Source organism: Streptomyces naganishii JCM 4654, from assembly GCF_014650575.1.
In the GTDB taxonomy this organism is placed as follows: Bacteria; Actinomycetota; Actinomycetes; order Streptomycetales; family Streptomycetaceae; genus Streptomyces; species Streptomyces naganishii.
The window spans coordinates 80,962-103,994 of sequence record NZ_BMVF01000007.1 but is presented as its reverse complement, the minus strand read 5'-3'; the positions used below and the strand labels follow the sequence as shown (position 1 = coordinate 103,994).

Genomic DNA, 23,033 nt, shown 5'->3' with positions numbered 1-23,033 from the left:
GCGGAAGGGTCACCCGGCCCTGCAAGGTGCGCAATAGTTCGCATTTTCACTGGGCATTCTGACCAGTGAAAGGCGGAGCTCTTCGGGCTTTCTGTGCAGGATGTCCAACCCGGGAGGCGGGCGCATGGCGATCGATCATCTGGACGGCCGCATCATCGTGCTGCTGGCGCGCGAGCCGCGCATCGGCGTGCTGGAGATGTCCCGGCGGCTGGGGGTGGCGCGCGGCACGGTCCAGGCCCGCCTGGACCGCCTCCAGTGGCGCGGGGTGATCCGCGGCTTCGGCCCGGAGGTGGACCCGGCGGCCCTCGGCTATCCGGTGACGGCGTTCGCCACCCTCCAGATCCGGCAGGGCCAGGGCCCGGACGTACGCGCCCACCTCGCCACCGTCCCCGAGGTCCTGGAACTGCACACCACCACCGGCACCGGCGACATGCTCTGCCGCCTGGTCGCCCGCTCCAACGCCGACCTCCAACGCGTCATCGACCGCGTGGTGGCCATCGAGGGCATCGTCAGAGCCTCCACAGCCATCGTCATGGAAAACCCGGTCCCCCTGCGCATCATCCCCCTGGTGGAACAGGCGGCCGGGGAGTAGCGGGGGCGCGGGCCCCCGCTGCCGGGCGTCGGCGGGGGTGGGCTAGCAGCTGGGGATGGCGCCCTTGCCCTTTTCCAGGGCGGTCAGGGCGCTCACCGCGCCCTTGAGGGTGGTCACGGGGATCAGGCGGAGGCCTTTGGGGAGTTCTGCCCGGGCGTCGGAGCATTCGGCCTTCGGGACGAGGAAGACGGTGGCGCCGTCGCGGCGGGCCGCCTGGGTCTTGAGGGAGACGCCTCCGACCGCCCCCACCGTGCCGTCGGCGCTGATCGTGCCCGTACCCGCGATGGTGCGGCCGCCCGTGAGGTCGCCGCCGCTGCCGTCGCCGTCGAGCTTGTCGACGATGCCGAGGGAGAACAGCAGACCCGCGCTGGGCCCGCCGACATCCGCGAGCCGCAGGGTGACCTTGATGTGCTTGTCGCTGTCGCCGAGGTAGCCCAGGGCGGCCCGGGTGGCCGCGTCCTGGGACTGCTTCATCTGCTCGGCGTTGTGCTGCTCGATCTCCGTGACGCTGTTGCCGCTCGGGTAGACCGCGTCGCGCGGCATGACCGCCCGGTCGGTGGCGAACCAGCCGTCGATCACGTCACCGAGCGAGACGCTCGCGTCCGGGCCGGTCGCCTCGATCGTCGTCATCCGCAGCTGCCCGCTCGTCGTGCGGGTGGGCGCGCCGGTGATGGTGATGACCTCCGTGCCCTTGTTCTGGCCGAGCACGTTCGCCGTCATCCCGGGCTGCGCCACCGAGAACGGCAGCGGCGCGAACACCGCCGCCGCGAGGAGGCCCACTACGGGCAGCGCGCAGACGGTGAGGGCCTGGGGGCGTGTGAGGCGTGAGAGCACGGGATCAATCTAACGCGAGGACCGCATCCGGCCGGGCGACGGTCACCGCAGCCTTACCTGGGGACCGGCGGCGGGCGGGCGTGCCTGCCTGGTGTCTGCGGCGGGACTGTCCGCCTCGTCTGCTGAACGGTCCCGCCGTTCCCGGGTGAAGCGGGGCAGGGCGTCCGGCCGGGGCCGGTCACCGCCTGGGCCCCGAGCCCGCCGTGCGGGTCGACGCGCTCGTACTGGACTCCGCCGCGAGCGCGCCCGAGCCGAGCGGGCCGCGCTGCGCCTGCTGGGCGTCCTACGCCCGCGGTGCGAGGGCGAGGCGTGGTGCGGGTGGCACGCGTGCGTGTTCGAGGACGGGGTGGTCCGCGCCCTGCTGTCGGCAGTCGCGGCAGCCCATCACGCGTCAGCGCGGCCCCGGCGCCCGCGCCGGACCGAGTGCCGCCGGTCTCGGCTCAGCGGAGGGCTTCGGCGACCTCGCGCGCAGCGTCGACGACCCGCGGTCCCACGCGCTCCGGCACGGAGTCGGCGAGCATGACGACACCCACGCTGCCCTCGACGCCCGTGACGCCGAGGAGCGGGGCGGCGGCGCCGCTGGCTCCGGCCTCGAGTTCGCCGTGGGTGAGTGTGTAGCCGGGGTCCGCGGCCGGCCGGCGACGGGCCTCGAGGATGGCCTTGCCGGCGGCGCCCCGTTCCAGCGGGTGCCGGAAACCGGCGCGGTAGGCCACGTGGTAGTCCGTCCAGGTCGGCTCGACCACGGCGACGGCCAACGCCTCGGACCCGTCGACGAGGGTCAGGTGGGCCGTCGCCCCTATGTCCTCGGCCAGCGACCGCAGTGCGGGCAGCGCCGCCTCCCGTACCAGTGGGTGCACCTGACGCCCCAGCCGCAGCACTCCGAGCCCGACGCGGGCACGGCCGCCGAGGTCGCGGCGCACCAGGGCGTGCTGTTCCAGCGTGGCGAGCAGCCGGTAGACGACGGTCCTGTTCACCCCCAGTTTCTGGGAGAGTTCGGTGACGGTCAGCCCGTGGTCCGTGTCGGCCAGCAGTTTGAGGACCCTGAGTCCCCGGTCGAGCGTCTGGGAGGTCTCCGCGGTCACGACGCCCACTCCTTAAGTGGTGAGGTCGGCGTCCCTCCGCGCGGCGGTGTACGTCACCGAGTCCCGTCAGTGACGCTGCAACAGAGGCCGCCGATCGGCCGGCGGGCCGGCTGCGGTTCCGGGCCCAAGTCGCTTCACGGCTGCGCTCCGCGGCGGCGCTGCCACGGGGCGTGTGCGTAGCGGGACATTAGCGAAGCCGGTTCGCTCAGCGGAAGCCTCCGTCCAGAATCCGGTCAGTGACCGGTTCGGACTACCTGCCTTTGTCCCCATACGCCCCAGGCGCGTTGGGGCACGCACGGGGCGCGGAGTACGGCACCGGGCCCCGGGCGGGTGCAGGGTGGGCCGATCCCGCCGGGGTTGGGGGCGGAGCCCCGCGGCGGGGCGGGGGGTGCAGGGTGGGCCGATCCCGCCGGGGTCCGGGGCGGAGCCCCGTGGCGGGGGCTGCTCGGCCCACCGAGACGGGCGGGCGGGTGGGAAACACACCCCACAAGCCCAGCGCAGCTCACCGCATCCGAGTGGCCCACTCCCGCACCTTGTCGATCCGCTGCCGCAACTGCCCCGCAGTGGCCTCCGCGCTCGGCGGCCCCCCGCAAACCCTCCGCAACTCCGTGTGCACCACCCCGTGCGGCTTACCGCTCTGATGGACGTACGCCCCCACCAACGTGTTCAACTGCCGCCGCAGCTCCATGAGCTCCTTGTGACTGACCACAGGCCGCCGCTCGGCGGGCAACTCCAGCAGATCGGCCTCTTCATCCGGCTTCCTCCGGCTGTGCGCGATCTGCCGAGCCTGCCGCTTCTGCAACAGCAACTGCACCTGCTCCGGCTCGAGAAGCCCCGGAATACCGAGGTAGTCCTGCTCCTCCTCGCTCCCCGGATGGGCCTGCATGCCGAACTCGGCCCCGTCGTACAGCACCCGGTCGAACACCGCGTCCGACTCCAGCGCCTCGAACGGCAGCATGTCCTGCTCACCGGTGTCCTCGTCCTGCTCCCGGTTCGCCTCCTCCATCTCCTTCTCGGACTCGGCGTACGGGTCCTCCTCGCCCTCCTTCTTCGGCTTGTCGAGGGCGTGGTCCCGCTCCACCTCCATCTCGTTGGCGAAGGTGAGCAGGTCCGGCACGGTCGGCAGGAACACCGAGGCCGTCTCGCCGCGCCGCCGGGACCGTACGAAACGGCCCACGGCCTGGGCGAAGAACAGCGGTGTGGAGATGGTCGTCGCGTACACCCCGACCGCGAGCCGCGGCACGTCGACGCCCTCGGACACCATGCGCACCGCGACCATCCACCGGTCGTCGCCCGCGCTGAACTCGTCGATCCTCTTCGAGGCGCCGGCGTCGTCGGACAGGACGACGGTCGCCCCGCTGCCGGTGATCTCACGGATCAGCTTGGCGTAGGCGCGCGCCGAGTCCTGGTCGGAGGCGATGACCAGGGCGCCGGCGTCGGGGATGGCCTTGCGGACCTCGGTCAGCCGCCGGTCGGCGGCGCGCAGCACGGCCGGCATCCACTCCCCGCGCGGGTCGAGCGCGGTCCGCCATGCCTGGCTGACGGCGTCCTTGGTCATCGGCTCGCCGAGCCTCGCCGCGATCTCGTCGCCGGCCTTGGTGCGCCAGCGCATGTTGCCGCTGTAGGAGAGGAAGATGACGGGCCGCACGACCCCGTCGGAGAGCGCGGAGCCGTAGCCGTAGGTGTAGTCGGCGGCGGACCGCCGGATGCCGTCCGGTCCCTCCTCGTACGTCACGAACGGGATCGGGTTGGTGTCCGACCGGAACGGCGTACCGGTGAGCGCCAGCCGCCGCGTCGCCGGCTCGAACGCCTCCAGGCACGCCTCGCCCCACGACTTGGAGTCGCCGGCGTGGTGGATCTCGTCGAGGATGACGAGCGTCTTGCGCTGCTCGACGCGGTTGCGGTGCAGCATGGGCCGCACGCCGACACCGGCGTAGGTGACGGCGACGCCGTGGTACTCCCGGCTGAGCGGGCCCGCGCTGTACTCGGGGTCGAGCCTGATGCCTATCCGCGCGGCCGCCTCCGCCCACTGCTTCTTCAGGTGCTCGGTGGGCGCGACCACGGTGACCTGCTGGACGACGTGGTGGTGCAGCAGCCAGGAGGCGAGCGTCAGCGCGAAGGTGGTCTTTCCGGCGCCGGGGGTGGCCACCGCGAGGAAGTCGCGCGGCTGCTCCTGGACGTACTTCTCCATCGCGCCCTGCTGCCAGGCGCGCAGCTTGCTGGCGGTACCCCAGGGCGCGCGCCCGGGGAAGGCGGGCGAGAGGTGGTGCGAGTGTGACGAGCTGGAGCTGGCGGCGGTACTCACGGTCTCCGGTTCGTTCGTGGTGCTGGGGGCTCGGCTACGTATGACAACCGGGCCACCCTACCGGTGACCCCACCCGCCACTCGGGCCAACGACGCCGCGGGGAAGGCAGTTGCGACACGGGTCACAGATCACCAACGTCACCACGTCAGTACCCCCCACACCCCGACGCGCCACCACGCCACCACGCCACCCGGCAGCCTCACCGCTCCCGGAGCCGCCTGGTCACCCAGGCACCGGCCAGCGCCACCGCGGCCATCGGCAGGAACACCGCGGCGAACGCGGCCGGGTGGGCGGCCGGGCCGCCGGCCGTCGCCGTGACGTGGCTCACCGTGCCGCCGCCCAGCGCGGCGAAGGCGGCGCCTCCCGCGGCGAGCAGGAGGACGTTGGACAGGGCGTCGGAGATCTGGAGGGCCGCCGAGTTGGCGCCGGCCTCCTCGGGGGCGGACAGCTGGAGAAGCAGCACGCTGGTGGAGGCGATGACCAGGCCCATGCCGAAGCAGCCGAACGCCCAGGCGAGCGCGACCGTCCAGACCGGTACGGCGTGGACGAGCACGCTGGGCGCGGCGGCGATGGCGGCGGCCACCAGCACCATGCCGAGGGTCATCAGCCGTTCCCGGTACGGCGCGGCGCGAGGCCGTGACTGCACCCAGGAGCCCAGCGCCCAGGTGCACCCGCCCGCGGCGAGCGAGAACCCGGCGAGCGTGGGCGACAGGCCGCGCTGGGTGACGAGCATCAGCGGGACGAAGGACTCGGCGGCGATGAAGGAGCCCGCCGCGACGCCCCGCAGCAGCACCACGGACGGCAGTCCGCGCGCCGCCCGCCAGGTGCCGCGCGGCAGCAGCCCGCGTACGGCCGGGACGACCAGCGCGGCCCCCGCGGCCCCGGGCAGCAGGGACAGCCAGCGCAGGTCCTGGGCCGCGTACTGGAGCAGCCCCGCGCCGAGCGAGATGCCGAGGGCGAGCCGGATCCGGCGCGGACCGAACGAGGCCCCTGCGAAGTCCTCCCCCGCGGTCTCCCCCACCGGTCCGGACGCCCGCCTGCGTATCTGCGGCAGGGCGATGACCAGCGGGAACACCACGAGCACCGGGAGGCCGAGGAACACCCAGCGCCAGCCGAGGTGTTCGGTCACCGCACCCGAGGCGAGCGGCCCGACGATCGACGGCACGACCCAGGCCGCCGCGAACGCCGCCATGATCGACGGCCGCAGCCGCTCCGGGTAGGCCCGGCCGACGACGACGTACAGCGCGACGATCACCAGCCCGCCGCCGAGCCCCTGCACGGCCCGTCCCGCGATGAACACCCACATCGAGCCCGCGGTGCCGGCCAGCACCAGCCCCGCCGCGAACGCCCCGATCCCCCCGGTCAGCGCCCCCAGCGGGCCCCGCCGGTCCGACCACTGCCCGGCGAGCACCATCCCGAACAGGCTCGTCGTGAAGTACCCCGAGAACGCGAAGGCGTACAGCGACACCCCGTCCAGCTCCCGCGCAGCGACCGGCATCGCCGTGCCCACGGCGGTCGCCTCGAAGGCGATCAGCAGCACGACGGAGACGATCCCGATGCTGAGCGAGCGGTAGGCCCGGCTCAGCACACCCTCGCCCGCCTCGTCGCCGGGGCCGGCTTCGCCGGGTACGTCCGTGACGCCGGTGTCACGTGGTTCAAGCACGGTCATGCCCGCCAGAGTAAGGTCCAAGCCCGCTCTTCACCCCTGTCGGGGGTAGGACTCCCTTCTCCGACATTGGTCGTACGCCCCCTTTCGTGAACGCCGTATGGCAGTCCCGTTGCGGCCCGCCCCACTCCCTTGAACCACCCCCACCCCCCACCTACCGTCGATCACGAACACCGACACGGCCGTGTGCCCGAGTGGATCAGGGGCTCGCCTGCAAAGCGAGCAACGCGGGTTCGATTCCCGCCACGGCCTCCCACTGCCTGATCAGGCGGAAGGAAAGGGCGGCACCTCGCACGGGGCGCCGCCCTTCCGGTGCGTGTGAGGTGTACGGTCCCGATGCCGCGTCCGGGACGAGGGACGCCCGGCCTGTACTGGGGGGATCGTGGGTCAGCAGCCAGTTCCGGCGCCGAAGAAGCCGCTGAGCAGGGGAAAGAGGCCGACCTCGACGGCAACGGTCGGCCCGCCGGCGCGTACCAGCAAGTTCTCGACGCGTTGGCGCCGCGCTGCACGGAGGACCGCCCGCGCCTGACGGCCGTCGTCAACGCCACGCGGGAAGACCTGAAGAAGAACGGCGTCGACGACGAGGACGAGTTCACGTCCTGCAGCACCTGGAGCAGTCGGTGCCCGCCGGGAACCCCCGGGTCAACTGCGCGTCGGTGGCCGCGGCTTACGCCACCCAGCGCGAACGGAACCAGAGAGCCCGGCCGGGCGGCGGATCCCCCGGCTCAGCCAATGGCCCGGTGCAGCAGTATCAGGCTGTGGGCGAGGGTGGAGATGTCCTCGTTCAGGGGGTGGACCGTCGCTTGTGAAGGGCTCCACAGGTGTATCTCGCCCGTGGCGCCGTCGAGGAGCGGGGTGCGGGCGCCCGGCATGGTGCCGAGGTGGATCAAGTGGGCGGCGCGGGGAGGTAGTTCGGTGGCCGGGTCGTCGGCGTGGTGCTCGGCGAGGGTGGGCAGGGGGATGTCCGTGTCCTGGGCGAGGAGGCGGGGGTCGTCGGGGAGGCCCGTCTCGGTGAGGAAGCGGCGGGTCGGCTCGTGGGTGAGCGTGGGCGGGAAGTCGACCTCCTCGAACCGGATGAGGCGGCCCCGCCCGAACTCCCGCTCCAGCAGGCGGCCCGGGAGGTCCAGGGCCAGGCCCGAGGAGCCGCGGCGGTGCGTCGCGTAGGGCGCGAAGCGGGCCGCGACTTCCCCGGTCCGTGTGATCACCGCCGCGGCGGTGCAGGTCGTGCGCATGTGGTCCCCCGTGTTCCTGACAGTGCCGCGAAGCCCTCGCCCCACTGCCCGGAACACTACGCCGCGCCACTGACAACGCCCCCGGCCTGTGGAAAACCCCTGTGGAAGACCCGGGGACGGGCCGGTCACCGGCCGGTGACCACCGCGGCCTGGGGGCGGATCGGGAGGCGGTTGACCGCCCTGCCGGTGGCGGCCCGTACCGCCGAGGCGATGGCGGCCGGGGACGTGACCACCGGGACCGCGCTGACCGCCTTGGCGCCGAACGGCGCGACGACGTCCCGCTCCTCGACCAGCTTCACGATCTGGATGTCGGGCGCGTCCAGGGCGGTCGGCAGGGCGTAGCCCGTCAGGTCGGGGTGGCGGATCAGGCCGCGCGGGGTGCGCAGGTTCTCCGTGAGGGCGATGCCGACGCCCTGGGTGACGCCCGCCTCGATGCGCGAGGCCAGCTGGGCGGGGTTCAGGACCCGGCCCACGTCCTGGGCGACCGCCAGCTCGACCACCCGGACCGAGCCCAGCTCGATGTCGACGTCCACCACCGCGCGGATCGCGCAGAAGGCCAGGCCCACGAACGCGTCGCCCTGCCCGGCCCCGTCCAGCGGCTCGGTGGGGTGCGGGCGGCACTGCGCGGTGGCCCACAGCTCCTTGCCGTCCATCGCCTCCGTGACGGTCGTGGACAGCACCCCGTCGTACGAGGTGATCTTGCCGTCGGTGATCTGCAGCAGCTCGGTGGACATGCCGAACTTGTGCGCCAGCGGCTGGAGCAGCTGCGTACGGACCATCTTCGCGGCGCGCTCCACCGCACCGCCCGACACCCAGGTGTGCCGGCCGCGGCAGCCGGCGCCGGCCGGGGGCTGGTCGGTGTCGACCGGCGCCACGTGCACCTCGTCGACGCCGAGCGTGTCCTGGACGATCTGCCTCGCCAGCGTGGTGAAGCCCTGGCCGGTCTCGACGGCCGCGCACAGCACGGTCGCCACACCGCCCTGCACCTTCACGGTGGCCGTGGACACCTCGTCGGCGCCCTCCGCGCCGAGCATGTGCACCATGCCAAGGCCGTACCCCACGCCCCGGCGCACCGCGCCCGGTTCGCCCGCGCCCTCGGGGCCGCCGGGCAGCAGCCACTCCTCCTCGGGGGTGTCCTTGGGCAGCGGGGGCAACGGGTGCTCCTGCACCGCCTGGAGCAGCTCGGCGACCGGCGCCGGGCACGTCACCGTCTGGCCGGTGGGCAGTACGTCACCGGTCGCCATGACGTTGCGCAGCCGCAGCTCCGCCGGGTCGAGCCCGAGCCTCTTGGCGAGCTTGTCCATCTGCGCCTCGTAGGCGGCGCACACCTGCATCGCGCCCTCGCCGCGCACATGCCCGGAGGGCGGGTTGTTGGTGCGTACCGCCCAGCCCTCGATGAAGGCGTTCGGCACGACGTACGGGCCGCAGGCGAAGGACACCGCGGCGGCGAGCGCCTCGGCGGAGGTGTCGGCGTAGGCGCCCGCGTCCAGCAGGATCTGCGCCTCGACCTTCACCAGCCTGCCCTCGGCGTCGGCGTGGTGGCGGTAGCGCAGCAGGGTCGGGTGGCGGTGGACGTGACCGAGGAAGGACTCCTCGCGGGTCGCGGTCAGCTTCACCGGGCAGCCGGTGCGCAGGGCCAGCAGGCCGAGCGGGAGCTGGAAGCCCTGGTCCTCGCGGTCGGCGGTGGCGCCCGGGACACCGGTGACGACGATCTTCACGCGCTCGGGTTCGAGGCCGTAGCAGGCGGCGAGCGCGTCGCGGTCGGCGTGCGGGTCGGTGGAGGCCAGGTACAGCTCCACGCCGCCGTCCGGCCGGGGCACCGCCAGGCCCGCCTCGGCGCCGATGGGCGCGGGGTCCTGGCGGCCGATGCGGTACAGGCCCTCGACGACGATCTCGCCGGCCGCCTCCGGGTCGCCGTGGCGCAGCGGGATGTGCCGGATCAGGTTGCCGTCGGGGTGCAGCGGCTCGGCCTGGAAGGCCTGTTCGGGGTCGGTCACCGGGTCGAGTACTTCGTACTCGACGATGACGGCCGCGGCGGCCATCCGCGCGGTGTCGGGGTGGTCGGCGGCGACGGCCGCGATGGGCTCGCCGTGGTGGCGTACGACCTCGGAGGCGAACACGGGACGGTCGGCGGTGCCGCGCCCGTACAGCGGGCGGCCGGGCACGTCCTCGTGGGTGACGACGGCACGCACACCGGGCATCTCGCGCGCGTGGGTGGTGTCGATGGACACGATGCGCGCGTGCGGGTGCGGTGAGCGCAGCACGGCCGCCCACAGCAGGCCCTCGGCCCACAGGTCGGCCGCGTAGGGGAAGGTGCCCTCGGTCTTGGCGCGGGCGTCGGCGGCCGGCAGTGAGGAGCCGAGGCCGTGCCGCAGCGGCTCCGGGGCCGGTGCGGCCTCCGCGGCGGCAGCGGTGGCGGCGGTCGTTGCCTCGTTGCTCACGCCTGGCCTCCGTCCCGGCCGTACGGGCCGTGCGGTTCCCTGGGCTCGAACGCCGAGGGGTGCACACCCCCGGCTCCCGGGCCCGCCTGGTGCGGAATGCGCGGCTCGTCGCCGTCCGGTTCGGCGTCCTCGCCGGCGGACTGCGCCTCGCGCTCGGCGACGACCTCCTTGACCGCCGCCAGCACTCCCCGGTAGCCCGAGCAGCGGCACAGGTTGCCGCACAGGGCCTGCCGGGCCTCCAGCTCGGTCGGGGCCGGGTTGCCCTCCAGCAGGTCGTGCACGGTCATCGCCATGCCGGGCACGCAGAAGCCGCACTGCACCGCGCCACACCGCGCGAGCGCCCGCTGCACGTCCGAGGGCTGCCCGTCGGCGGCGAGACCCTCGACCGTACGGACCTCGCTGCCGGCCGCGGTGACGGCGGGCACCAGGCAGGAGGCGACGAGGCGGCCGTCGACCTGGACGTTGCACGCCCCGCACTCGCCCTGCGAGCAGCCGTCCTTGGCGCCGGCCAGGCCCAGGCGCTCGCGCAGCACGTACAGCAGCGACTCGCCGATCCACGCGTCGGTGACGGGCCGGTCGACGCCGTTGACGCGCAGCACGTAGGAGGCGAGGGGGTGTTCGTCGTGCGGGGCGGAGGGGGGCGGATCGTGTGCTTCGGGCGCCCGGGGCGCGTCGCCCGGGTCGTCCGCCGGCGCGGCCTCCTCCGGCGAGCCGTGCGCATCGCGCGGGCCGTGCGCGTCGGGTGAGCCGTGCGGATGCGTCTCGGCGGAGTCGGCCTCCGCCGACGCGTCCCGCGCGGACGCGGCCGGAACCCCGGCACCGCCCGAACCCGTGACGGCCTCCTCGGCGGCCCGGACGGCCGGCCCGGTCTCCTCCTCCACGGAGGGGTGCGCGGGCGGCTCAGCGGGCCCGCCGGCGCCTTCCACGGCCCCTTCGCCGTCCTCGGCGCCCTCCCCGTCCTCGGCGCCCCCGGCTCCCTCGTCGCCCCTGGCGCCCTGGGCGAACTCACCCGCGCCGGGCGCGGGCCGCGTCGCCGCCTGGGCGGAGACCTCCCCGGCGCCCCCGCGCGGGGTCACGCCCTCGTCCTCGGGCTCCGGCCTGCCCCACGGCTCCGTCGCCCAGGGGGCGGGCGCGCCGCCGGGAAGGGTGGCGGGCGGGGTGCCGCCCCACTGCTGCACGAGGGACGAGGTGGTGAACTCGCCCGATTCGTCCGGAAGATCGCCCCCGGCGACGGGAATCGACCACTGCCCGGTCACATCCTGACCGGCCGCGTCACCACCGTGCCCGGACCGTCCGTGCGCGGAAGGCGCCTGCTCCGCGCCGGCCGTCCCCGCCTGGGCGTCCTCGAAGGTCCACTGCTGGGTGGCGCCCGGACGGTAGGTGAACCGGTCGTCCGCGCCCGTGTCCGCGTCCCGCGGCACGGCGTTGGGGTCGGGCCACCGGTCGCCGCCCGCCGGGGCTCCGGGCGCGGCCCAGCCGCCGGTGGCGGACGGGTCGGTGGCCTCGGCCGGGGCGGACGTGACCGTTATCTGCGGGGGCACGTACCCGTGGCCGGGCGCGGCGAGCGGGCTGTCGGCGGCCAGGAGCGCGTCGATACCGCCCTCGGGGAGTCTCACGAACGCGGTGGCGCCGTCGTCGTAGTCGCCCTGGGGCAGCGGGTCCCAGCGGCCGCCGCTGCCCGCCGCGCCTTCCGCGTGCTGGTCGTCTGTCACGACAGCGCCCTCCCCAGTGCTCGTCGGGCCAGCGCGGCGACGGTGCGCCGCAGGTGCAGTACGGCGGGCGGAAGCTGCTGTACGGAGCCGTCCTCGGCCGGGGGCTGGTCGGGGATGCAGGCCGCGGCGACGTACTCGCCGAAGGCGTTCAGAGCCTCGGGGACGATCGCGCGGTTGTTGTCCCAGTCGATGAGCCCGGCCACCCACTGCTCGGCGTCCAGGGGCCGCAGCGGCATCGGCGCTATGGCGCCCACCGCGCAGCGCACACCGCGCCGGGCCGGGTCGAGGACGACCGCCACGGAGGCGGTCGCGCGGCCCGGGCCGGTGCGGCCGGTGGCCTTGAGGAACACCTGGGGCGCGTGCAGCAGCGGCACGCGCACGTAGCCGATGAGCTCGCCCGCGCGGAGCATCTCCACGCCGGCCAGCAGGTGCGACACCGGGATCTCCCGGCGGGCTCCGCCCGGGCCCGCGATGATCAGCGTCGCCTCGAGGGCGGCCAGCACCGGCAGCGCGTCCCCGGTGGGGGCGGCCGAGGCGATGTTGCCGCCCAGGGTGCCCGCGTTGCGGATGTGCGGCGGTCCGGCGGCGCGCGCCGCGGCGGCCAGCGCCGGGATCAGCGCGGCGAAGTCGGGGCGCCCCATGCGCGCGTGGGTGAGGCCGGCGCCGAGGAGGGCGTGGCCGTCCTGGTACTGCCAGCCGCGGATCTCGCTGATCCGGCCGAGGCCGACCAGCGCGGCGGGCCGGAGCTGCCCGGAGTTGACGGCCGCCATGAGGTCGGTGCCGCCGGCCACGGGCACGGCGGCGGGCATGGCGGTGAGCGCCGCCACGGCCTCGTCCAGCGTCGTGGGCAGCGTGACGGCCTGCGCCGCCTGCGGTGCGTGCGTGGTCAAACCGGCTGCCCCTTCCCACTGCCCCACTGGTCCCACCTGTGCTGCCGTACGGTACGTGCTGACAGGCCGGACGTGGCAACTCTGGCACATCTTCGCAGGGGCCGAGGACGGGGGTCCGCTAGGAGGCATTCGCCCACCTCATCGGGGACATGGTCCGATTTGGCACGGCATCACCGGTGCGAGCGAATTCCCACTCTTCGCTGACTCTTGCGGGTTTTTTCCCGTGTGTGTTCGAGACAGCCCGAGGGACCGTTCACCGGGCGGGCGGCTGCCCCTGCACGGGCCGGCCGGGGACTCCGGGGCGCCGCTGCCAGGGGTGCGGTCCGGCGGGCGGGCGGTAGGCGACGCCGAGGGCGTCCAGGCGCCGGTAGTGGCTGTTCATGCGCCGTTCGAAGCCGGCGAAGTCCCGCTGCTCCGGGGCGGGCAGGGCGCTCCAGGCGACCTCGGCGAAGGCGGCGAGCCGGGGGAACACCTGGTAGTCCACGCGCTCCTGGCTGTCCATCACCTCGGTCCACACGTTGGCCTGTGCGCCCAGCACATGCCGGGCCCGCGCCGGCTCCAGCTCGGGCGGGACCGGCTCGAACCGGTAGACGTCCTCCAGGGTGCGCACGTACCCGATCGGCACCGGCTCGTCCCCGCCCGGCGCCTGACGGTGGTCCAGGTACACCTGCTGTTCGGGGCACATGACCACGTCGTGCCCGGCCCGCGCGGCGGCGATCCCGCCCGCGTAACCGCGCCAGGAGGACACGGCGGCGCCCGGGGCGAGGCCGCCCTCCAGGATCTCGTCCCAGCCGATGAGCCTGCGCCCGCGCGCGGAGAGCCAGTTGTCGAAGTGGCCGACGAACCACGCCTGGAGCTCGTCCTCGTCGGCGAGCCCGAGTTCCTTGATGCGGGCCTGCGCGGTGGGCGAGGCGCGCCACTGGTCCTTGGGGCACTCGTCGCCGCCGATGTGGAAGAAGGCCGAGAGGGGCCCGGCGTCGGCGGGGAACAGTTCGAGGAGTTCCTCGAAGACGCCCTCGTAGAAGCGCAGGGTGCGTTCGGTGGGGGCGAGCACGTTGGGGTTGACGCCCCAGTCGTCCCAGACGGTGAGGGCGGCGGTGTCGACGACGTCGGTGTTGCCGAGTTCGGGGTACGCGGCGATGGCGGCCTGGGAGTGGCCGGGCACGTCGATCTCGGGCACCACGGAGATGTGCCGCTCGGCCGCGTAGGCGACGATCTCGCGGATGTCGTCGCGCGTGTAGTGGCCGCCGTGGGGCTTGTCCTCCCACAGGGTGGAGGTCCCGTGGCCGATTCTGGTGCGCGCCCGCCAGGAGCCGGCCTCGGTGAGCCTCGGGTGGCGCTGGATCTCGACGCGCCAGCCCTGGTCGTCCGTCAGGTGCAGGTGCAGCACGTTGAGTTTGTGCGCGGCCATCAGGTCGAGGTGGCGCAGCACGCCGTCCTTGGGCGTGAAGTGGCGGGCCACGTCCAGCATGAGTCCGCGCCAGCGGAAGCGGGGCGCGTCCTCGACGGCGCAGGCGGGCAGGACGTGGGAGGCGTCCGGGCGTACGGGGGCGCGGCGGAAGGCGTCCGGGCCGAGCAGCTGGCGCAGGGTCTGCGCGCCCCAGAAGACGCCGGCCGGACCGCCGCCCCGGATCTCGGCGCCGTGTCCGGCGGTGACGTCCAGCCGGTACGCCTCGGGGGCCAGCGCGCCGTCCAGCTCCAGCCGGACCGCGTTCGGCCCGGCCTCGTCGCGGTCGCGGGCGGCCGGGAACGGCAGCCCGAGAGCGGCCCCGAGCGTGCCGCGCAGCCACCGCTCGGCGGTCCCCGTACCCGGCGCGGCCCACAGGGCGGTGTCCCGGTCGAGCCGGAACCCTCCGCGAGCCCCGCCCTCGACGGAGCGCGGCGCCGGGATCACGTCATGAACGTCACGGTCGATCTCGTCCTGCGGCACGCGGCGAGCCTATGGACTGCCCCCGGCGCCCACAAGAGGTCTGGACCAAAGAATGGCTGGGCCCTACTTGTCGCCGCCCTTGCCGCCCTTGTCGTCGCCGCTGCCCATGGACTCGTAGATCTCCTTGCACAGGGGACACACGGGGTACTTCTTGGGGTCGCGGCCGGGCACCCACACCTTGCCGCACAGCGCCACGACGGGCGTCCCGTCCAGGGCGCTCGCCATGATCTTGTCCTTCTGGACGTAGTGGGCGAAGCGCTCGTGGTCGCCGTCGCCGTGGGACACCTGCGGCGTCGGCTCTACGAGGGTCCCCGTACCAGTCCCGCGCTCGGGCTCGAGAGTGCTCATAAGCCCCAGGGTACTGAAGCCCCGGTGAAGCTCACACGCATCAGTTGAGCGAGGGGTCGTCCGGGTACGTGGCCACCATCGCCAGCTCGCTGCGCTGGCGGCGCAGCACCTCGCGCCAGAGTCTCTCCGGGGACGGCGAGGAGACGTCACCGGGCTCGGACTCCACCACGTACCAGGCGCCCTCCGCGAGCTCGTCCTCCAGCTGGCCCGGGCCCCAGCCGGCGTACCCGGCGAAGATGCGCAGCGAGCCGAGGGCGGAGGCCAGCAGCTCGGGCGGGGCCTCCAGGTCGACCAGGCCGATCGCGCCGTGCACCCGGCGCCAGCCGAGGGGCGCCCGGCCGCCCGCGCCGCCGCCGGGGATGACGGCGACGCCGAGCGCGGAGTCCAGCGAGACCGGGCCGCCCTGGAAGACCACGCCGGGCTCCCCGGCGAGGTCGGCCCAGCCCTCGAGGATGTCGCCCACGTCCACGGGGGTGGGGCGGTTGAGGACGACACCCAGGGAGCCCTCCTCGTCGTGGTCGAGAAGGAGCACCACCGCGCGGTCGAAGTTCGGGTCCGCCAGGGCGGGGGTTGCCACGAGCAGCCGCCCTGTGAGCGAGGACACCTCGGTCATGCCAGACATGATCCCGCATCTTCCCCACGCGTGGGGAGCCAATCCGGCTACGTGAGTGAGGCCTGCTCACGCCCGCCGGGAGCACCGAGGGCGCACGGTGGCGCCGGTGACCCCATGTGCCCGGTGCTCAACGGTTCGTGTTGTGACACAGCTATGACCTGACTGGGTGGTCCTCGGGCTTACTTAAGGGGGGCGCACGGCGATTACTCTGTCTCTCCGGCCCCTGACCGAAGTGATCGGCCGGCCCCTGCCCAACTCATCGGAACGCGAGATACATGACCGTCAACGACGATGTCCTGCTTGTCCATGGCGGAACCCCGCTGGAGGGCGAGATCCGTGTCCGCGGTGCGAAGAACCTCGTACCGAAGGCCATGGTCGCCGCTCTGCTGGGCAGTGCGCCAAGTCGGCTGCGCAACGTTCCGGACATCCGTGACGTGCGTGTCGTACGCGGTCTGCTGCAACTGCACGGTGTCACGGTCCGTCCGGGTGAGGAGCCGGGTGAGCTGGTGCTCGACCCCACCCACGTGGAGAGCGCGAACGTCGCCGACATCGATGCCCACGCGGGTTCGTCGCGCATTCCCATCCTGTTCTGCGGTCCGCTGCTGCACCGTCTCGGGCACGCGTTCATCCCCGGCCTCGGCGGCTGCGACATCGGCGGCCGGCCCATCGACTTCCACTTCGACGTGCTGCGGCAGTTCGGCGCGCGGATCGAGAAGCGCGCGGACGGGCAGTACCTGGAGGCGCCGCAGCGGCTGCGCGGCACGAAGATCCGCCTGCCGTACCCGTCGGTGGGCGCGACCGAGCAGGTGCTGCTGACGGCCGTACTGGCCGAGGGCGTCACGGAGTTGTCCAACGCGGCGGTCGAGCCGGAGATCGAGGACCTCATCTGCGTACTGCAGAAGATGGGCGCGATCATCGCGATGGACACCGACCGCACGATCCGCATCACCGGCGTGGACAGCCTCGGCGGCTACACCCACCGCGCCCTGGCGGACCGCCTGGAGGCCGCGTCCTGGGCGTCGGCGGCGCTGGCGACCGAGGGCGACATCTACGTCCACGGCGCCCAGCAGCGCTCGATGATGACGTTCCTGAACACCTACCGGAAGGTGGGCGGCGCCTTCGAGATCGACGACGAGGGCATCCGCTTCTGGCACCCCGGCGGGCAGTTGAAGTCCATCGCGCTGGAGACGGACGTGCACCCCGGCTTCCAGACCGACTGGCAGCAGCCCCTGGTGGTCGCGCTGACCCAGGCCACCGGCCTGTCGATCATCCACGAGACGGTCTACGAGTCCCGCCTCGGCTTCACCTCCGCGCTGAACCAGATGGGCGCGCACATCCAGCTCTACCGCGAGTGCCTGGGCAGCTCGGACTGCCGCTTCGGGCAGCGCAACTTCCTGCACTCCGCGGTGGTGTCCGGCCCGACGAAGCTCCAGGGCGCCGACCTGGTCATCCCCGACCTGCGCGGCGGCTTCTCGTACCTCATCGCCGCCCTCGCCGCCCAGGGCACCTCCCGTGTCCACGGCATCGACCTGATCAACCGCGGCTACGAGAACTTCATGGAGAAGCTCGTCGAGCTCGGCGCGAAGGTGGAACTGCCGGGCCAGGCCCTCGGCTGACCCGAACGCCGGCCGCTGACGCTGACCGCTGACCGCGCGAGGACGCGCGTACGACGATGGGGCGGCCCCCGGGAAGGGGGGCCGCCCCATTGACGTCGTGGCCCGCCCTAGGGGGCCGAGTACGCCGTCCCGCGGCGTACCGACGGCAAGGTCACTTGCCCTTGGCGGATTCCTTGAGCTTGCTGCCCGCGGAGACCTTCACGCTGTAGCCGGCCGGGATCTGGATCGGCTCGCCGGTCTGCGGGTTGCGGGCGGTGCGAGCGGCACGGTGGGTGCGCTCGAAGGTGAGGAAACCAGGGATGGTGACCTTCTCGTCCCCCTTGGAGACGATGTCGCCGACGACGTCGGCGAACGCGGCCAGCACGGCGTCGGCGTCCTTGCGGGTCACCTCGGCGCGGTCGGCCAGCGCGGCCACCAGCTCACTGCGGTTCATGTTGTTACTCCCATGTTCTTCTTGCCGTTGAGGCGTGCCACGCGGCTCAGCCGCATATCGGGCACAGCGAGGCCGATGCTGCCAGGATCCTCGGTGGGTCCCCGGACCCGGGTCCGTCGCCAGACCCTCGCGCCCAGGGAGGCATCCTGCCCCCACCTGCGGCGGTAAAGCCAATCCGGCACCCGTAGGAGTCGTGAGAACACCCTTGGGAGTCACACGAAAAGAGGGCTGGCCCGGCCGTCACCATAGAGGGCGCGGCGAGGCGCCCGGTTCAGCGACGCGCCGGGGAACGGCCGTGGCGATCCTCACAGGGGTGCCGGACGGGCCCGGCCTCAGGACGCGGAGGCCGCCGGGGCGGCCGTCCTCGCCGCGTCGCGGACCGCGCCGGCCACCGCGCCCGCGACCTTGTCGTTGAAGACGGACGGGATGATGTAGTTCGGGTTCAGCTCGTCCTCGGTGACCACGTCGGCCAGGGCCTTGGCCGCGGCCAGCATCATCTCCGTGTTGACGGTGCGGGACTGCGCGTCCAGCAAGCCGCGGAAGACGCCCGGGAAGACCAGCACGTTGTTGATCTGGTTGGGGAAGTCGGAGCGGCCGGTGGCCACAACCGCCGCCGTCTGGCGGGCGATTGCCGGGTCGACCTCGGGGTCGGGATTCGCGAGCGCGAACACGATGGCGCCCTCCGCCATGGCGGCCACGTCGTCGCCGTCGAGCACGTTGGGGGCGGAGACGCCGATGAAGACGTCCGCGCCGCGCACGGCCTCCTTCAGGGTGCCGGTGAGGTTCTCGGGGTTGGTGTTGTCGGCGATCCAGCGCAGCGCCGACCCGGGGGCGGCCTCGCGCAGGTCCTCGCGGCCGGCGTGGACCACGCCGTGGATGTCGGCCACGACGGCGTTCTTCACGCCCGCGGCGAGCAGCAGCTTGAGGATGGCGGTGCCCGCGGCGCCGGCGCCGGACATCACGACCCGGATGCTCTCGATCGACTTGCCGGTGCAGCGCAGCGCGTTGGTCAGGGCGGCGAGCACGACGATCGCGGTGCCGTGCTGGTCGTCGTGGAAGACGGGGATGTCCAGGGCCTCGCGCAGCCGGGCCTCGATCTCGAAGCAGCGCGGGGCGGAGATGTCCTCGAGGTTGATGCCGGCGAAGCCGGGGGCGATCGCCTTGACGATCTCGACGATGGCGTCGGTGTCCTGGGTGTCCAGGCACAGCGGCCAGGCGTCGATGCCGGCGAAGCGCTTGAAGAGGGCCGCCTTGCCCTCCATGACGGGCAGCGCGGCCTTCGGGCCGATGTTGCCGAGGCCCAGCACCGCGGAGCCGTCCGTCACGACCGCAACGGAGTTGCGCTTGATGGTGAGGCGGCGGGCGTCCTCGGGGTTCTCGGCGATCGCCATGCAGACGCGGGCCACGCCGGGCGTGTAGACCATGGACAGGTCGTCACGGTTGCGGATGGGGTGCTTGGACGCCATCTCGATCTTGCCGCCGAGGTGCATGAGGAACGTACGGTCGGAGACCTTGCCGAGCGTGACGCCCTCGATGCCGCGCAGCTTCTCGACGATCTCGTCGGCGTGCGCGGTGGAGGTGGCCGCGATGGTGACGTCGATACGGAGCTTCTCGTGGCCGGACGCGGTGACGTCGAGGCCGGTGACCGAGCCTCCGGAGGACTCCACGGCGGTGGTGAGCTGCGAGACGGCCGTTCCGCTCGCGGGCACCTCCAGCCGGATGGTCATCGAGTAGGAGACGCTGGGCGCCGTTGCCATGGCCGACTTCCTCTGCTTTCACCGTGTCGCGAGTTGTGCCGTCCGATCGTCGCACCTACCACCGAGTACGTGGTAGCCGCATCGGATTACGGACGTTTTGTTCACGAACGAAAGAGGTCCACGTCACTTCGGACGTGGACCTCTCGGACGTTCAATGACACCGACCCGCCATGCTCGCCTCGCGGCAAGTGGTCGCTCGTAGCGACTAAGGTTGGGCCCGGGGGCTTGGATCGGGCCGGTGCCACACCCAGGCTAACAAACAGATGCCCGTGAGCCATTCCCCTTGCCGCGGGAGCGCCCGGATCCCGGTCGCGAGGCAGGTCAGGCACCGCCTGTAGCTCAGTCCCGCGGCGGCTCGGGCACCGTCCGGGGCTCAGTCCCGCAGCAGGTCGGGCACCCCCGAGGCGTCCGGCTGGTCGCGTTCCCCGGAGACCACGGTGAGCTGCTGGGTGGCCCGGGTGAGGGCCACGTAGAGCACGCGCAGGCCGGCCGGGGACTCGTCGGCGATCTCGGCGGGCGAGACGACCAGCGTCGCGTCGTACTCCAGGCCCTTGGCCTCCAGGCTGCCCAGCGCCACCACCCGGTCGCCGAGTCCGGCGAGCCAGCGCCGGGCCTCCTCGCGCCGGTTCATGGCGACGACCACGCCGACCGTGCCGTCCACCCGGTCCAGCAGGCGTGCCGCCTCCTCCCGCACGGTGTGCCCGAGGCCGCCGTCCGCGACGGCGAAGCGCGGCTCCACGCCCGTGGAACGCACCGCGGAGGGGGCTTTCGCGCCGGGCATGGCGAGGGCGAGCACCTTGGAGGCCAGCTCGGCGATCTCGGCCGGGTTGCGGTAGTTCACCGTGAGCTCGAAGCGGCGGCGCGGGCGGGAGCCCAGGGCCTCGTCGCGGGCCTCGGCCGCCTCGTCCGGGTCGGACCAGGAGGACTGGGCCGGGTCGCCGACCACCGTCCAGGTGGCGTGCCGGCCGCGGCGGCCGACCATGCGCCACTGCATGGGCGTGAGGTCCTGCGCCTCGTCCACGATGACGTGCGCGTACTCCGTGCGCTCCTGCGCCAGCCGCTCGGCCCGCTCGCGCTGCGACTCCTCGCGCACCGGCATGAGCTCCTCGAGACCGGTGAGCTGGTCCAGGGGGTCCAGCTCGCGCTTGCGGCGCGGGCGGGCCGGGGTGCCGAGGATCGCCTGGAGCTCGTCCAGCAGGGCGATGTCGTGCACCGAGTGCCCGTCCCGCTTGAGCGAGCGGGCGACGCGGCGCACCTCGCCGGGGTTGAGGATCCGGCGCGCCCAGCGGCCCAGGCGCCGCTCGTCGGCCATCGCGGCGAGCACGGCCCCGGGGGTCAGCTCGGGCCACCAGGCGTCGAGGAAGGCGATGAAGGAGTCCTCGGCGGTGACGTCCTCGTCGAAGGAGGAGCGCAGCTCGGCGGCCAGCTCGGGGTCGGTGTGCCGGGCCCCGGCGCCGGACTTCGCCCACAGGGCGTCCAGCAGCAGCTTGCGGGCGCGCGGGCGCAGCAGGTTGACCGGGGCCGTGCCGCCGAGGGCGGTGTGCCGGATCCGGTCGAGTTCGGCGCCCTCCAGCTCCAGGCGCCGGCCGAAGGCGACGACCCGCAGCCGGGTGGGCGGCTCGTTCGCCTCCAGGGCCCCGCGCGCGGCCTTCCGCAGCACCTTCAGCATCCGGTACGAGCCCTTGGCGCGGGCCACGGACGGGGTGTCGTACACGGTGGCCTCGGCGCCGTCGACGAGCGAGCCGATGGCCCGGATGGCGACCTGGCCCTCCTCGCCGAGCGAGGGCAGCACGCCCTCGGTGTACGCCACCAGCAGCGGGGTCGGCGAGACGATCAGGATGCCGCCCGCGTACCGGCGCCGGTCCTGGTAGAGCAGGTAGGCCGCCCGGTGCAGGGCGACCGCCGTCTTGCCGGTGCCCGGGCCGCCCTCGACGTACGTCACGGAGGCGGCGGGGGCCCGGATGACCAGGTCCTGCTCGGCCTGGATGGAGGCGACGATGTCGCGCATGGTGTGGCCGCGGGCCCGGCCGAGGGCGGCCATCAGCGCGCCGTCGCCGATCACGGGCAGCTCGTCGCCGTCGAGGAACGCCTTCAGCTCGGGACGCATCAGGTCGTCCTCGACGCCGAGCACGCGCCGCCCCTTGGAGCGGATGACCCGGCGGCGCACCACCCGGCCGGGGTCGACCGGGGTGGAGCGGTAGAAGGGGGCGGCGGCGGGCGCCCGCCAGTCGATGACGAGCGGGGCGTAGTCCTCGTCGAGGACGCCGATACGGCCGATGTGCAGCGTCTCGGCGATGTCCGCGGTGCCGTCCTCGCGCACCGCGCCCTCGGCCGGCTCGACGGCGGTGTAGGCGCCGTCCGGTCCCTTCTTGCCGTCCTTGCCGCGCAGCAGGTCGATACGGCCGAAGAGGAAGTCCTCGAACTCGTTGTTCAGGCGGTTGAGGTGGACGCCCGCCCGGAACACCTGCGCGTCCCGCTCGGCCAGCGCGCCGGGCGTGCCGACCTGGCCGCGCCTGGCCGCGTCCCGCATGAGGAACTCGGCCTCGTGGATCTTCTCCTCGAGCCGCCGGTACACCCGGTCCAGGTGGGCCTGCTCCACGCCGATCTCGCGCTCGCGCACGGAGTCGTGGGCGTGGTCGTGAACGTCGGCGCGGGACGCGCCGTCGATCGCGTCGTGAACCGATTCGACCGCGGAATCATGTTGAGCCTGAGCGGCCACCGGGCCCCCTTCTGACGTGCTGGGCAGCCGTCAACCGTACGCGAAGGGGACCCGTCGGCGGAAGCTGTGTCCCGCCGGGCGCTCTATGCGTTGACCTGGACGATGCGCTTGCCGTCGAAGGTCATGACCTCGAAGTGGTCGATCTCGTTCGGCTTGAAGGCCGCGCCGCCGCGGACGTAGAGGGGGTTCTTGGCCTCCTCCGTCTTGGCGTTCGGCACTCCGTAGCCCCAGTTCGGCACGGACCAGGAGGTCAGGGTCTCGCGCTCGCCGTTCTTGCCGACGGCGATGAGCGAGCACTTCTCCGGGCCGGTGACGTTCTTCAGCTGGAGGACCGCGTTGGTGCCCCAGTCCTTCTTCTCCAGCGCGACGGTCGCGGTGGCGTGCGTCGTCGGGTCGGTCGCGGTGACCTTGTCCGTCATCGTGTCGAACGCCGCCTTCGCGGGGCTCGCCGCCACGTTGGTACCGCTCCCGCCGTCCGAGCCGCCGCTCGCGGCGAGCACCGCGATCGGGCCGCCGATGATCAGCGCCGCGGCCGCCGCGACCAGGTAGAAGCCGCGCCTGCGCTTCTGGGCGCGGCGCTCGGAGACCTCGTCGACGAGCCTCTCCACCACCCTGGGGCTGGGCTTGGCCGACAGGGACTCACCGATCGCGGGCGTACCGGAGCCGGGCAGGTCCGCGAGGGCGGCCAGCATCGGTTCCATTCCGGCCAGCTCGTCGAGCTGCTGGGCGCACCACTCGCAGGTGGCGAGGTGGGCCTCGAAGGCGGTCGCCTCGGCGTCGTCGAGGATGCCGAGGGCGTAGGCGCCGACTGTCTCGTGCTCGTTCGGGGCCGGTGATCCCTGCATGGACCGAGACATACCCGA

General features: G+C 73.3%; 17 protein-coding genes and 1 tRNA gene. 3 read left to right on the top strand and 15 right to left on the bottom strand.

Annotated features, from left to right (window positions below; all coding sequences use genetic code 11):
* The first annotated feature begins 124 nt into the window (after positions 1-124).
* The gene (locus tag IE217_RS14650) at positions 125-592 is read left to right on the top strand and encodes an Lrp/AsnC family transcriptional regulator (RefSeq protein WP_189705715.1); all 468 of its coding nucleotides are present in this window, start codon (positions 125-127) and stop codon (positions 590-592) included.
* Between the two features lie 42 nt (positions 593-634).
* Here the strand turns inward: IE217_RS14650 and IE217_RS14645 are convergent, their stop codons facing one another.
* The 4 genes from IE217_RS14645 to IE217_RS14630 all read right to left on the bottom strand — a co-directional run bounded on the left by IE217_RS14645 (position 635) and on the right by IE217_RS14630 (position 6,482).
* Positions 635-1,426, bottom strand: a complete 792-nt coding sequence (locus IE217_RS14645; RefSeq protein ID WP_190178292.1) for a S16 family serine protease — start codon at positions 1,424-1,426, stop codon at positions 635-637.
* Between the two features lie 440 nt (positions 1,427-1,866).
* Positions 1,867-2,508: an IclR family transcriptional regulator gene (locus IE217_RS14640; RefSeq protein ID WP_190178291.1), complete on the bottom strand. Its 642-nt coding sequence runs from the start codon at positions 2,506-2,508 to the stop codon at positions 1,867-1,869.
* Positions 2,509-3,010: 502 nt separating this feature from the next.
* On the bottom strand, positions 3,011-4,813 hold the full coding sequence (locus IE217_RS14635; protein WP_190178290.1) for a DEAD/DEAH box helicase: 1,803 nt from the start codon (positions 4,811-4,813) through the stop codon (positions 3,011-3,013).
* A 199-nt stretch (positions 4,814-5,012) separates the two neighbouring features.
* Positions 5,013-6,482, bottom strand: coding sequence for an MFS transporter (locus IE217_RS14630; RefSeq protein ID WP_190178289.1), 1,470 nt, complete (start codon positions 6,480-6,482; stop codon positions 5,013-5,015).
* 177 nt (positions 6,483-6,659) lie between these two features.
* On the opposite strand from IE217_RS14630, the gene IE217_RS14625 reads away from it, so the two are divergent.
* Positions 6,660-6,731: transfer RNA gene (locus IE217_RS14625), tRNA-Cys, on the top strand.
* 473 nt (positions 6,732-7,204) lie between these two features.
* On the opposite strand, the gene IE217_RS14620 is transcribed toward IE217_RS14625, so the two are convergent.
* The 7 genes from IE217_RS14620 to IE217_RS14590 form a co-directional block, all read right to left on the bottom strand.
* Entirely contained in the window at positions 7,205-7,711 is a 507-nt protein-coding gene (locus tag IE217_RS14620) for an SUKH-4 family immunity protein (RefSeq protein ID WP_190178288.1), read from the bottom strand.
* Between the two features lie 125 nt (positions 7,712-7,836).
* Positions 7,837-10,152, bottom strand: coding sequence for a xanthine dehydrogenase family protein molybdopterin-binding subunit (locus tag IE217_RS14615; RefSeq protein WP_190178287.1), 2,316 nt, complete (start codon positions 10,150-10,152; stop codon positions 7,837-7,839).
* Entirely contained in the window at positions 10,149-11,864 is a 1,716-nt protein-coding gene (locus IE217_RS14610) for a 2Fe-2S iron-sulfur cluster-binding protein (protein ID WP_190178286.1), read from the bottom strand. The genes IE217_RS14615 and IE217_RS14610 overlap by 4 nt, the downstream gene beginning before the upstream one ends.
* Positions 11,861-12,754, bottom strand: a complete 894-nt coding sequence (locus IE217_RS14605) for an FAD binding domain-containing protein (protein ID WP_190178285.1) — start codon at positions 12,752-12,754, stop codon at positions 11,861-11,863. The genes IE217_RS14610 and IE217_RS14605 overlap by 4 nt, the downstream gene beginning before the upstream one ends.
* Positions 12,755-13,007: 253 nt before the next feature.
* The gene (locus IE217_RS14600) at positions 13,008-14,684 is read right to left on the bottom strand and encodes a beta-N-acetylhexosaminidase (RefSeq protein WP_373298023.1); all 1,677 of its coding nucleotides are present in this window, start codon (positions 14,682-14,684) and stop codon (positions 13,008-13,010) included.
* 63 nt (positions 14,685-14,747) lie between these two features.
* Positions 14,748-15,032 (bottom strand): DUF3039 domain-containing protein, encoded by a 285-nt coding sequence (locus tag IE217_RS14595; RefSeq protein ID WP_189709776.1) that lies wholly within the window; start codon positions 15,030-15,032, stop codon positions 14,748-14,750.
* A gap of 40 nt (positions 15,033-15,072) precedes the next feature.
* Positions 15,073-15,645: a YqgE/AlgH family protein gene (locus IE217_RS14590; RefSeq protein ID WP_190178284.1), complete on the bottom strand. Its 573-nt coding sequence runs from the start codon at positions 15,643-15,645 to the stop codon at positions 15,073-15,075.
* A gap of 275 nt (positions 15,646-15,920) precedes the next feature.
* Between IE217_RS14590 and murA the strand changes: the two genes are divergently transcribed.
* A complete protein-coding gene (murA, locus tag IE217_RS14585) occupies positions 15,921-17,261 on the top strand; it encodes a UDP-N-acetylglucosamine 1-carboxyvinyltransferase (protein ID WP_190178283.1) in 1,341 nt (446 codons plus the stop codon).
* Between the two features lie 151 nt (positions 17,262-17,412).
* On the opposite strand, the gene IE217_RS14580 is transcribed toward murA, so the two are convergent.
* The 4 genes from IE217_RS14580 to IE217_RS14565 all read right to left on the bottom strand — a co-directional run bounded on the left by IE217_RS14580 (position 17,413) and on the right by IE217_RS14565 (position 23,015).
* Positions 17,413-17,694 carry an HU family DNA-binding protein gene (locus tag IE217_RS14580; protein WP_112468873.1) on the bottom strand — a complete coding sequence of 94 codons (282 nt, stop codon included), beginning with the start codon at positions 17,692-17,694 and terminating at the stop codon, positions 17,413-17,415.
* Positions 17,695-18,026: 332 nt separating this feature from the next.
* Positions 18,027-19,451, bottom strand: coding sequence for an NAD-dependent malic enzyme (locus IE217_RS14575; protein WP_190178282.1), 1,425 nt, complete (start codon positions 19,449-19,451; stop codon positions 18,027-18,029).
* Positions 19,452-19,824: 373 nt separating this feature from the next.
* Positions 19,825-22,170 carry a HelD family protein gene (locus IE217_RS14570; RefSeq protein WP_190178281.1) on the bottom strand — a complete coding sequence of 782 codons (2,346 nt, stop codon included), beginning with the start codon at positions 22,168-22,170 and terminating at the stop codon, positions 19,825-19,827.
* A gap of 83 nt (positions 22,171-22,253) precedes the next feature.
* Positions 22,254-23,015, bottom strand: a complete 762-nt coding sequence (locus tag IE217_RS14565) for an anti-sigma factor family protein (RefSeq protein ID WP_190178280.1) — start codon at positions 23,013-23,015, stop codon at positions 22,254-22,256.
* Positions 23,016-23,033: the final 18 nt, after the last annotated feature.